This window comes from Gilliamella sp. Nev6-6 (assembly GCF_001690605.1).
Taxonomy (GTDB): domain Bacteria; phylum Pseudomonadota; class Gammaproteobacteria; order Enterobacterales; family Orbaceae; genus Gilliamella; species Gilliamella apicola_C.
Window position 1 is genome coordinate 1 of the sequence record NZ_LZHP01000091.1, and the last position, 12,130, is coordinate 12,130.

The window sequence follows — 12,130 nt, forward strand, 5'->3', positions numbered from 1 at the left end:
GTTGATAATAAAATCGATTTCTTGACACTTGTAAACATCGACATAACGCACGTAAGCTATATCGATGTTGATTCTCGGTGATTAATTTGATTTTCGTTCTATTATCAACGCCGCTTGCTTTAGGATGTCATTCTCCATTAACAATCGCTTATTCTCTTTACGTAGGGTTATGAGCTCATTTTCTTGAGTACTACGATTAGCTTGAGCTGTAAACTCACCAATAGTTTGATATTGCTTTATCCACTTATCTAATGCGGATTTAGTCAGGTCGTATTCGGTGACAATATCCGCTCGTTTTTTGCCATTTTGGTATAACATTACCCTCTGTTTTTTAAATTCATTACTAAAACTGCGTTTTTCTCTTCTTGAAATGAGATTTGTCATTGTTGGTTCCTTTTGTTTTTTGGTTATCATAACAATGACCTTATTAAACTGGTACTAATTAGTGTAGCCTGTCCAAATGTTGATGAGGTCAAATCAAATTCTGCAACGATTTTACTACGTGATTTACCGTGTTGATAAAGATTGACCATTTGGTGTTTAAAATCATCATTGAATGTTCGCCTTTTTCGTTTAATATTATTCAAGTTACCTCCTTTTTTAATTGTGATAAGTTTGCCTTACCCCCTTAAAAAAGTTGGATGATTTAGTGTAGCCTAACCTATCCAAGACGAATTGTACTTCATGGTGTAATCTAGGATTTAAGGCTATATATAGAAGAAAAACAGCTCAGAAGTGCGCATAATAAGCTCTGAAGTTATATTAAACATGGCGCTTTTGGAGGCAAATAGTTTAGGAGATAAATATATGACTGAATGGACAGGTGTTATGTATGGGTTTTATACTAATAAGACGATAGATGATGTGTTTTCTTCATTGATCAAAAAAATAGCATCTATTAATTATAAATATAAACGAGATAGTTTTCGAGATGAAGAGTTTCTATTTTTCTATAAAAATGATGAAATGCAAGATTCTCATCTTGAGAATGGCTATAATTTGGATATTAATGGTGAAGGTTGCTTTGGAATCGAGGCAAAAAATACAACGTTGAATGGGATCGCTACACTATTTGAATTCGATAATGATTCGGATTTTGAGCCTTATGATATAAATTTGCATTTTGATAATGTATTTTATTATGTACTTGTATTACCTGAACTAATTGAAAATTCAGTTTTTTGCCAGAATATACATAATTTATTTATTAATATTCTTCATGAGAAAAAATAGAATAAATACCTATCTAGCTACAGGTTTTACCTTGTTAATCTCGATTGGGCTGTTAGATGGATTTAATCTGTATCAGTATGCGTCTAATGGATTGACTTTAGTCGATCCGTGGAGGTTACATGCTAGCTCAACTTTTCCTTCTACTATAATAGTTAAAGATAGTGATATTATCATTGAGTACTATTATCATGGTAGGGGGCACCCTCTAGCACATGCTCACGTAAAAGGTGAAGGTGGAATGATAAGGGTTAGAGCTAATCAGAAACCAGTAAAAAGCTAACCTGAGTTAAATAAACAACGGCGCAGTGTTGTTGATCGAAATATATCAAAATTGGAAAGGGTTTAAATACAATTAAACGTTGGCTTAAATATAAAAATCATCGTAGTAGGGTATGAGGGAAAAAATAATGCAATCGTTTATATGGATTTTTCATGGAAATGAAGCTCAGTTTTGCTCAGGTGTTTATGAGGAGTTAAAACAGGCAGAAGACTTTATAAAAAGATATTGTTTAAGTGGGATTTTAACAAAGATGCCTCTAAATAAAAGTGTATATGAATGGACTATTGAAAAAGGTTTTTTTGAACCTAAAAAGCATTATCAACATAGTGGCAAGTTTATTCAAAATTTTACTAGTGCTTATTTGGTTCATTACCATTATCAAAATGGCGAGAGGATGGAATAAAAATGCTAATGACTTTGGGCTTTGTGTATTCAATATCTTCTCGATTAAGTAAAAACTCATACAGCTTATTGAACTCACGCCAAAGAAAACGACATAAGTTTAAAAGCCCTGCCTCCTTTTATTCTAAGGCGTTAAGACCAATTGCACTTCATGGTGTAATCTAGGTGGGCTTAGTTGTAGGCAGTTGATCCGCATAATGCGGTATTTTATTTTATTGAATTTGTCAACTAAACTAAAAATCATATTAATGAATTAGTAATTAATACAGTTAAATAATTAATATAATTTAAATTCCCATTATGATCCTACGCCATTTAAAGTTAGCTATCATCATAATCGATTAATCAAAAAGTTCGATTTTAATTTTTCTAGAATTGCTTCGTCCCAAATCATCCATCACTAATATTTTGAATGTGCCACTTTGTGTTGGGATCCAGTTAATTGCATTTCTTGGATCTGTTTGCCCAATAAAATTATTATTAACAAACCAGTAAAGTGTTTTTACATTGCCATCACTGGTAGCAGTAAAACTGATTTGTTCATTTTTTTGTTTTGTTGATCTAAATTGATAAACCACATTTTTAAGTGGTGAAGTTATTTTGGGTGGTTCACCTAAATAGTTTTGCGATGAACGGCAATGCTTGGTTGATGGTGGTGTTTTTTTAGGAATGCCTGCGCTTGCAAAAATAGCAGCTAAATCTGAAGGCCAGTATTCAAAAACGGCTAAGTGAGACGTTGTTAAGTCATAAGGCGGGCAAACTGCTTTACCTGTTTGGTTATCGATCATAACGGGTCTAAAAATAGTATCGGGGTTAATTGGTGACACACCCGGAATAAACCACGTTTTACCTTTTGCCTTGCACCATTGAGTAAAAAGATTACCACTGGTTAGGCAAATATCAATACGCTTTAAATTAGGCGGTAATGGGCGATTCGGTTTATGCAAGTTAGGATAATAAGCATTTATACTATCAACAATATTAAAAAAAAGTGGCGTAGCAGCATCTACACCTACAAAAGCATTATTGCCACTACCATCAAAATTACCAAGCCAAACGACCATAGCGTAATGGCCAAAAGTTCCTGCTGTCCAAGCATCACGAAATCCCCATGATGTACCCGTCTTCCATGCAACAGGAATTATTTTATTTTGCATTTTACTAAGAACATCTTGTGGGCGAGTATTTTGTTTCAGCATATCAATTGTCATAAATGCCGCTTGAGGGCTTAACAATTGTTGCGGTTCGGGTAACGTATGTTGTGGCTTGGGTAATATCGTTGGTTCCGTAAATTTTAATGGTTGCCAACGCCCTTCATTAGCTAACATGGCATACAGTCCAACTAATTCTTGCGCACTAATTTCACCGCCGCCGAGAACTAGAGATAAACCATAATGTGATTCATCAGCAAGTTTTTGAATGTGGGCATTAACTAAGAATTGATAAAAAGAGGGATTATGTAATTTAGAAGCAACCGTTACTGCAGGTATATTACGGCTATGAATTAATGCATCGGTTGCTGAGATAGGACCACGAAAGTTACGATCAAAATTTTCAGGAGTATATGCCCCAAAATCGGTGGCAACATCCTTTAGAATAGTACGAGGATGCAAAACGCCTTGATCAATGCCTAGCGCATAAATAAACGGTTTAAGTGTAGAGCCAGGTGAGCGTTTGGCAAGCGTGCCGTTAACTTGACCTTGAATAGAATTACCAAAGTAATTTGCCGATCCTAACAGCGCCTTAACCTGCATGGTTTGTGTATCAACCAAAATCACCGATGCATTATTAATGTTTTTTAAACGGCTTCGTTCAATAAACAAATTAACTTGCCGACTAATGATTTTTTGCAAATTACTATCTAACGTCGTTTTAACTTCTTGAGCATCGCTATGGTGTTGTTGAATTATCTGATTAACAAAATGAGGCGCACCAAAAGGCATTTGTTCAGGTTGACGTAAAACTAATTTTTGCAAAAAAAGAGCGGCAATATTGCTATCTACATCATATTTTTCTTGCCAGCGTTCAAATAATTGATTTCTGGCTTTTACTAATGCTTTACCTGCAAATCCTGTTTTACGATCAATACGGTATGTTGGTGATTGAGGTAGAACCACTAGCGTTAATGCTTCAGGTAAATTCATTTGCGATGGTGGCTTATTAAAATAGATTAACGATGCTGCACCAATACTTTCAATATTGCGCCCGAAAGGCGCATAATTTAAATAAGCCTCTAAAATATCATGCTTAGAATACATCAACTCTAATTGTATCGCTCGAGCAATTTGATGCAATTTACCGCCAATATTTTTAGTATTTAACTGCCAACGCATTCGTGCTAACTGCATGGTAATGGTTGATGCACCTTGACGATTACCCCCACCTAAATAGGTTGCGCCAAAAGCTCTAGCTAAACTAAATGGATTAATACCGATATGATAATAAAACCACTGATCTTCGTGTAATAGTAGTCCATTAATAATATCGGGTGAAACATCCTCTAAAGGTGTCCATAAACGATACCGATCATCCTTGGCTAATGTCATTCGAATGAGTTGGTTATTGTCATCATAATAGCGTTTTGAAAAAGTTAGTGGTTCACAAAGAGGTGGATGTGGATACAAACGAATCACAAGGATAGCAATAAATAATAGCAACAAAGCCATTAACTTATTTTGATGACGAACAATAAATCCAATCATATTTAGTTATAAAAATTAAAATGTAATATATTTAAGCAAAAATGCCACTTATGCATTAGCATAGGTGGCGACTTAACTACATTTTATCAACCGTCTTAATACCTAACATGTCAAGACCAGTTTTAAGTGTTTTCGCTGTTAAAGAGGCTAATTTTAAACGGCTTTGTTTTAAACTTTCGCTTTCGGCTGCTAAAATAGGGCAGTTTTCATAAAAGCTTGAAAACAGCGTTGCAATTTCATAAAGATAAGCACAAAGCACATGAGGTGTTCCTTCACTAGCTACAATTGAAATAGTTTCATCAAACTGAATTAAACGCATTGCTAAAGCTCGTTCTTTGTCTGTGTCTAAACTAATTTTGCCTGTTAAACTGTCTTCGTTAATATTTTCTTTTTTAAATATGGACAGTACTCGAGTGTAAGCATATTGCAAATAAGGTGCGGTATTACCTTCAAATGACAACATATTATCCCAATCAAACACATAATCGGTAGTACGATTTTTTGAAAGATCGGCATATTTAACAGCACCAATAGCGACAGCATCAACTATTTGGGCAAGCTCACTGTCAGATAATTCAGGATTTTTGCTACGAATTAACGTTGTTGCACGTTCACACGCTTCATCTAACAAATCATTTAATTTAACGGTATCACCAGAGCGAGTTTTAAATGGCTTGCCATCTTTACCCAACATCATACCAAACATATGGTGTTCTAGTTTTAATGATTCAGGCACATACTTCGCTTTATGAACAATTGTCCAAACTTGCTCTAAATGTTGATGTTGGCGGGAGTCAATATAATAAAGAATACGATCAGCATGTAATGTTTCGTAACGGTATTTAACGCAAGCAATATCAGTTGTCGCATAAAGGTAGCCACCATCACGTTTTTGGATGATAACGCCCATTGGTTCGCCTTCTTTGTTTTTATACTCATCAAGAAAAACAACAATCGCCCCTTCACTTTCAACCGCAAGCCCTTTCTGTTTTAAATCGGCAACGATATTAGGTAGCATGCTGTTATAGATGCTTTCACCCATGGTGTCTTCAAGCGATAAGGTAACATTTAAACGTTGATAAGTGGCAATATTTTGCGTCATGGTAATATCAACTAGCTTGCGCCACATATCACGACAATATTCATCGCCACCTTGTAATTTCACTACATAATTACGCGCTTTTTCGGCAAATACTTCGTCTTCGTCATAATGTTTTTTAGCTGCGCGATAGAAAGATTCTAAATCTGATAGCGCCATGTCATTAGCATGCTCATTTTGCATTTTTTCAAGATAAGCAATTAACATACCAAACTGAGTGCCCCAGTCTCCAACATGGTTAGCACGGATAACGTGATGACCTAAAAAAGATAAAACACGAACACTGGCATCGCCAATAATTGTTGAGCGCAAATGTCCAACATGCATCTCTTTTGCCACATTAGGCGCAGAATAATCAACCACAATGGTTTGAGGTTTTGCAGGTAAAGTAATGTTAAGTTTATCACTGCTTAAAGCAATTTCATTTTGCTCAGCAATCCAACTATTTTTTAAAAAGATATTAATAAACCCAGGACCTGCAATTTCAACTTTTTCAGCAATATCATCAACATCAAGATGTTGTAAAACTGTCTGAGCAAGTTCCCGAGGTGGTATGCCTAGCTTTTTGGCAATAGACATAATGCCATTAGCTTGATAATCGCCAAATTGCACTTTAGTTGATTGCTTAATCAGCGCATCGCAGTTCTTATCTGCACCCGCCATAATCATTGCTTGCGAAACACGTTGTGTTAATAATTGTTGAATATTCACACTAAACCTAACTAATTATAATAAAATGACCAATATAATACCGACAAAGTCGATAATTGTCACTGATTGCATAAGTGGCTCGATGGTTTTTGCTTAAAGAAAAAGTGAAAAATTTAAGTAAAATCGATATTCTACTTTATGATTTATTATAAATAACCCTATTTGATTATTTGTCAGTATATTTAGGGTGTTAAAAAACTTCAGTAAAATCAATGGCTTTTCTGAATGATTTTTAAACGAAAAAATAAATTTATTTTATGGATTATGTGTTTGGAGAGCATTGGTGATTATCAATAACCCTTTTTACTAGCAAAGCTTAAAGAATCGAAATAAAGCCACTTCATACCAACAAAAATCACTAAAGAATGGAGCAAAATGAAGTTATTTTATTAATTTAAGCAAATAGTGACTTATCTAATTAACTTTCATTATCTTTTTATTTAAAATTTTCTATTCAATCTCATTCTCCAATATTTAACGAGTTAGATTAAAAAAATAGACACTATTCAATATCTGCAAGTTTATGACTTTGTATATTCAATAACCATTTATTATCTAATCGATTTTCGTTAATTTTTCCCAGTAGTTTTATGGTATCAAATATATTGAATGCGCCATCTTTTTCACAAGGTGAAAGATAATAGCGTTTTGCCTGTATCTGAGTTTCGATATATTGGCAAAAAGCAATAAAATCACGGTGGTTTTCGGTAACAATTCGCACTTCATTGGCTGTTGGTTGGGCTATTTTTTGATAGTGCGACTGGTAGCAAAATTTAGGACTGAGGGCAATATAATCAATAAGTGCATCGACTTTGCCAAGGCCGTTACTTTCAATGGCAATAAAGTAACCAGCATTTTTTAATGACAACAGTAGCTGTGGTAACGCTTTAATCCTAGTGGGTTCACCGCCTGTAATAATAATGTTTTTACTTTTGTATTCGCTTACTTTTGCTATTAATGCCTCTAAGGTAAATCGAGTAAATTGGCGAAAGTTAGTATCACACCAAGCACAATTTAAATTACAGCCTGCAAAGCGGATAAAAATAGCAGGCATTCCCGTATTATAACCTTCGCCTTGTAAAGATTCGAAGATTTCAACTATGCGAAATTCGATCATTTTGGGCTCCGATAATATTCACAATATGAAGTTGGTGTTTCCCATAATTTGATCATCGAAACAGGCAAATATTTAGATAAGCAATCAAAAATAAACTTACTCATCCCTTCCGCCGTAGTACGACAAGGAAAAGCAAAAACTTTGCGCTGCGTCTGCAACAAAAGCTCGGCTATTTGGCATTCATTGGCATTATCTTGATGATAAAGAAAAGCATGATCAATCGGATCGACAATGTATTGTTTAACAATTGCCTTCAAATCCGCATAATCCATAACCATATCTTTGCTTGAACCACTATCAACAAGCTCTCCGCTTATTTCGACCAACAAACGGTAGGTGTGACCATGAAGGTTATGACATTTCCCATTATGCCCATCTAACATATGACAAGCATCAAATTGAAACTCTTTGGCTATTTTGAACATATTACATTCCTAGTTTTTTTACGTGGGATGGGTTACGAACCACGGTTAGCTCGCCTAACAAAATAAAGGTGTTAATATAATGGATAAAAGTTAATTTGTCATCTTTCAACACTGGTTGAACGTGTATTTATATATTGCAAACAACTTTATTTTCACGCTAATTAAGTTTTTTAAATACTCGCTAATTTTACTGTACAAATTTTATAAAAAATATTTTAAATTTGCTCTTGAAATTTAGGTTGCAACACTCATTTAGATATCATGCAAATGGGTTGAATGTATACACGTTTAACTCAAATCTATTGCTCAGGAGATAAATACGATGAGGTTAGATAAATTAACAAACAAGTTTCAACAAGCTTTAGCTGATGCGCAGTCAATGGCATTAGGTAAAGACAATCAATATATAGAGCCTGTGCATGTCCTATCAGCCATGCTTAATCAAGAAGGCAGCAGTGTAGCGCCATTGTTGGCTTCAGCTGGTGCAAATGTAGCTATTTTACAACAAGAATTAACTCAGGTGATTGATCGATTACCGCAAGTTCAGGGTGTGGGTGGCGAGGTTATTCCATCACAAGAGTTTGTCCGTACACTTAATCTGTGCGATAAATTATCGCAAAAAAATGGTGACAGTTATATATCATCAGAGCTCTTTATCTTAGCTGCTTTAGAAGATAAAGGGAGCCTAAGTGATATTCTTAAAAAATCAGGTGTCAATAAAGACAAGTTTAGCCAAGCCGTCAATCAAGTAAGAGGTAGTGATAACGTGAATGATCCTAATGCAGAAGATCAACGCGGTGCGTTGAAAAAATATACCATTGATTTAACACAACGGGCAGAACAAGGCAAACTTGATCCTGTTATTGGGCGTGATGAAGAAATTCGTCGAACTATTCAGGTATTACAACGTCGTACTAAAAATAATCCCGTATTAATTGGTGAGCCAGGTGTAGGTAAAACCGCTATTGTTGAAGGATTAGCACAACGTATCGTTAACCGTGAAGTACCTGAAGGATTGCGTAATAAACGCGTTTTATCATTAGATATGGGTGCCTTGATTGCAGGTGCAAAATATCGTGGCGAATTTGAAGAACGCTTAAAGGCCGTACTTAAAGATTTAGCGAAAGAAGAAGGCCGTATTATATTATTTATTGACGAAATCCATACCATGGTTGGTGCAGGGAAAAGCGATGGTGCAATGGATGCTGGTAATATGTTAAAACCAGCACTGGCTCGAGGGGAATTACATTGCGTTGGTGCAACAACGTTAGACGAATATCGCCAATATATTGAAAAAGATCCTGCGTTAGAGCGTCGTTTTCAAAAAGTGTATGTTGCCGAGCCAACTGTTGAAGATACGATTGCTATTTTGCGAGGATTAAAAGAACGTTACGAATTGCATCATCATGTGCAAATTACCGATCCAGCCATTGTCGCTGCGGCAACGTTATCGCATCGTTATATTTCTGATCGCATGTTACCTGACAAAGCGATTGATTTAATTGATGAAGCGGCATCAAGTATTCGTATGCAAATGGATTCAAAACCAGAATCTTTAGATCGACTTGAAAGACGTATTATTCAACTCAAACTTGAGCAACAAGCGCTTAAAAAAGAGTCTGACGATGCTAGTAAAAAACGTCTTGAGATGCTAAATGATGAACTTGCTGAAAAAGAAAAAGAATATGCATCACTTGAAGAAGAATGGAAGTCAGAAAAAGCGGCTGTTTCGGGTACGCAAAGCATTAAAGCTGAACTTGAAAAAGCGCGTACTGAAATAGAGCAAGCACGTCGCGCTGGTGATCTGAATAAAATGTCTGAATTACAATACGGTAAAATTCCAGAACTCGAAAAGAAACTTGCTTCAGCAACACAGTTAGAAGGCAAAACAATGAAGTTATTGCGCAACAAAGTGACTGATAACGAAATTGCTGAAGTGTTGTCTAAAGCGACTGGTATTCCGGTTTCTAGAATGCTTGAAAGCGAAAAAGACAAATTATTACATATGGAAGATGCCTTACATAAACGTGTCATTGGTCAAAATGAAGCGGTTGTTGCCGTAGCTAATGCGATTCGTCGTAGTCGTGCTGGGCTTTCTGATCCTAATAAACCAATTGGATCATTCCTATTTTTGGGACCAACAGGGGTCGGTAAAACCGAACTTTGCAAATCTCTGGCTAACTTCATGTTTGACAGCGAAGATGCCATGGTACGTATTGATATGTCAGAGTTTATGGAAAAACACTCAGTTGCTCGCTTGATTGGCGCACCTCCTGGCTATGTCGGTTATGAAGAAGGGGGTTATTTAACCGAAGCAGTAAGGCGTCGTCCATACTCAGTGATATTACTTGATGAAGTTGAAAAAGCGCACCCAGATGTCTTTAATATCTTACTGCAAGTATTAGATGATGGGCGTTTAACGGATGGTCAAGGTCGCACGGTTGATTTTCGTAATACCGTCATAATTATGACTTCAAACTTAGGATCTGACTTAATTCAAGGTCAAGTTGATCTAAGTTATGACGAAATGAAAGCCCTAGTGATGACAGTTGTAACTAAACATTTTAGACCAGAATTTATTAATCGTATTGACGAAACAGTGGTATTCCACCCATTAGGTCAAGAAAACATCAAAGCGATTGCAAAAATTCAATTAGCACACGTTGAAAAACGTTTAGATGAACGTGGTTACCAATTGGATATCTCGGATGCAGCTTTGGAACAACTTGCTAAAGTCGGCTTCGATCCAATTTATGGTGCAAGACCGTTAAAACGCGCAATTCAACAAGAGATTGAAAATCCATTAGCGCAACAAATGCTGTCAGGCAAATTAGTCCCAGGTAAAACCATTCATTTGGATTTAGTTGGTGATAATATCGAAGCTAAACAGTAAGCAAACATAAATTTACAAACCGACCTATTAGGGTCGGTTTTTTTATATTAGAATGGCGTTATCGTTTAGCAAAAAATCTTGAATTTTTTGTATAAAGAATAATAGCGTCACCCTATAATTTATGACGTTTTACATTATCAGACAAGTTAACGGTGCTTGTTGAATTACGTAGCGAGTGGCGTTTTTTATCTGTAACCGATTGATCAATTACCGCTAATCCCTTGTTATTCACTTGATTAATAAAACCTTGTTTCTTAAATTTAATTTATCAATAGCATGTATGCCTATAGCCGCCCCTAGTTTATTAACAATGCTTGAGTAAATGAAATATTCAATTAATTTTTTGTATATTAAATAACTAAAATATACATGTTTGATGATAGTGCATAGTAAAAAGGCAAAGTAAACTTTTTATACTTAAAAAATAGGTTTAGAGGTTTAAGAATAATATTATTGTTTAGTAGTAAGTTATTTTTATATCTAAAAATAAGATATATTAATAAATTTAAGCATAAATAATTTCTGGCAACCGAATATCCCACGGCTTGTTATCAATATGCTGTACTTTTTGGCAAGCAAAAGCAAGCCCAATAGGTAAAATTTGTTGAGCTTGATAATTTGCTAGTAATCGGTCGTAAAATCCGCCACCCATCCCCATACGATAACCTCGTTGATCAAAAGCCACGAGTGGTGTAAATACGATATCAAGTTGATGGTAAGGCAGTATCTTTGATTGATTTAATTCAGGCTCTAATATACCAAATTTATTTTTAGTAAGTGAAGTTTGTTTAGTATATTGCAAAAAAAGCAAATCTGTGGGTATTAAAGAATTGATAATGGGTAAGTAAACAGATTTATTTTGTTCCCATAAATATTCAATAATGGGCTTAGTTTCAACTTCGCCATCAAATGATAAAAATATAGCAATATTGTTTGCTGTTTTTATCGCTTGATGATGGGCGATTTTTTGGTATATAGCTTGTTGCGCAATGTCGCGTTCAGTAGGGGGTAATTGCCGTCTTTTTTGACGGATAATTTGCCTAATATTCATCGGTTTTTACAGTAGCTGAAAGGTCGAAGAAGCACTCCAAGATGCCGTTAGGGTCGTAACCCTTGAACCCAAGGTTCAAGGTGAACATCGTGTTTTAATTTTTAGGTTTCCTTACAAGTAAGGCATACACACCAACTAAAAGTCACTTCGTTCTAAAGATAAGAATATCGGCTCAGGGGACTAACCCATATCGCGAGCATCTCAGAGATAGATATCA

General features: G+C 35.4%; 11 protein-coding genes, 1 other RNA gene and 1 riboswitch. Of the genes, 4 read left to right on the plus strand and 8 right to left on the minus strand.

The genetic code is table 11. The annotated features are described in order from the left end of the window. Positions 1–81: 81 nt before the first annotated feature. Both A9G42_RS11325 and A9G42_RS13725 read right to left on the minus strand, forming a co-directional pair. Positions 82–384 carry a transposase gene (locus tag A9G42_RS11325; RefSeq protein ID WP_179854576.1) on the minus strand — a complete coding sequence of 101 codons (303 nt, stop codon included), beginning with the start codon at positions 382–384 and terminating at the stop codon, positions 82–84. 26 nt (positions 385–410) lie between these two features. Beyond that, positions 411–587: a transposase gene (locus A9G42_RS13725; protein ID WP_143426158.1), complete on the minus strand. Its 177-nt coding sequence runs from the start codon at positions 585–587 to the stop codon at positions 411–413. A gap of 220 nt (positions 588–807) precedes the next feature. On the opposite strand from A9G42_RS13725, the gene A9G42_RS11330 reads away from it, so the two are divergent. The 3 genes from A9G42_RS11330 to A9G42_RS11340 all read left to right on the plus strand — a co-directional run bounded on the left by A9G42_RS11330 (position 808) and on the right by A9G42_RS11340 (position 1,916). Beyond that, positions 808–1,233, plus strand: coding sequence for a hypothetical protein (locus A9G42_RS11330; protein WP_065581912.1), 426 nt, complete (start codon positions 808–810; stop codon positions 1,231–1,233). 31 nt (positions 1,234–1,264) lie between these two features. Next, positions 1,265–1,513 carry a hypothetical protein gene (locus A9G42_RS11335; RefSeq protein WP_141675182.1) on the plus strand — a complete coding sequence of 83 codons (249 nt, stop codon included), beginning with the start codon at positions 1,265–1,267 and terminating at the stop codon, positions 1,511–1,513. A 127-nt stretch (positions 1,514–1,640) separates the two neighbouring features. Then, a complete protein-coding gene (locus tag A9G42_RS11340) occupies positions 1,641–1,916 on the plus strand; it encodes a DUF7710 domain-containing protein (protein WP_065581914.1) in 276 nt (91 codons plus the stop codon). Positions 1,917–2,256: 340 nt separating this feature from the next. Here the strand turns inward: A9G42_RS11340 and pbpC are convergent, their stop codons facing one another. From pbpC to queD, 4 genes are all read right to left on the minus strand, one after another. Next, positions 2,257–4,617 (minus strand): penicillin-binding protein 1C, encoded by a 2,361-nt coding sequence (gene pbpC / locus A9G42_RS11345; protein ID WP_065653474.1) that lies wholly within the window; start codon positions 4,615–4,617, stop codon positions 2,257–2,259. Positions 4,618–4,693: 76 nt separating this feature from the next. Continuing rightward, positions 4,694–6,427 carry an arginine--tRNA ligase gene (gene argS / locus A9G42_RS11350; RefSeq protein WP_065653475.1) on the minus strand — a complete coding sequence of 578 codons (1,734 nt, stop codon included), beginning with the start codon at positions 6,425–6,427 and terminating at the stop codon, positions 4,694–4,696. Between the two features lie 502 nt (positions 6,428–6,929). After that, positions 6,930–7,544: a 7-carboxy-7-deazaguanine synthase QueE gene (locus A9G42_RS11355; RefSeq protein ID WP_065653476.1), complete on the minus strand. Its 615-nt coding sequence runs from the start codon at positions 7,542–7,544 to the stop codon at positions 6,930–6,932. Beyond that, positions 7,541–7,969, minus strand: a complete 429-nt coding sequence (gene queD / locus A9G42_RS11360; protein WP_065653477.1) for a 6-carboxytetrahydropterin synthase QueD — start codon at positions 7,967–7,969, stop codon at positions 7,541–7,543. Before queD ends, A9G42_RS11355 begins: the two co-directional genes overlap by 4 nt. 3 nt (positions 7,970–7,972) lie before the next feature. Then, positions 7,973–8,018, minus strand: a riboswitch (PreQ1 riboswitch). A 273-nt stretch (positions 8,019–8,291) separates the two neighbouring features. Between queD and clpB the strand changes: the two genes are divergently transcribed. Beyond that, complete coding sequence (clpB, locus tag A9G42_RS11365) at positions 8,292–10,862, plus strand: ATP-dependent chaperone ClpB (protein WP_065653478.1); 2,571 nt, start codon at positions 8,292–8,294, stop codon at positions 10,860–10,862. A gap of 505 nt (positions 10,863–11,367) precedes the next feature. Here clpB and A9G42_RS11370 read toward each other — a convergent pair. Beyond that, the gene (locus A9G42_RS11370; protein WP_065653479.1) at positions 11,368–11,913 is read right to left on the minus strand and encodes a 5-formyltetrahydrofolate cyclo-ligase; all 546 of its coding nucleotides are present in this window, start codon (positions 11,911–11,913) and stop codon (positions 11,368–11,370) included. Between the two features lie 29 nt (positions 11,914–11,942). Next, positions 11,943–12,124: non-coding RNA, 6S RNA (gene ssrS / locus A9G42_RS11375), on the minus strand. Positions 12,125–12,130 lie beyond the last annotated feature (6 nt).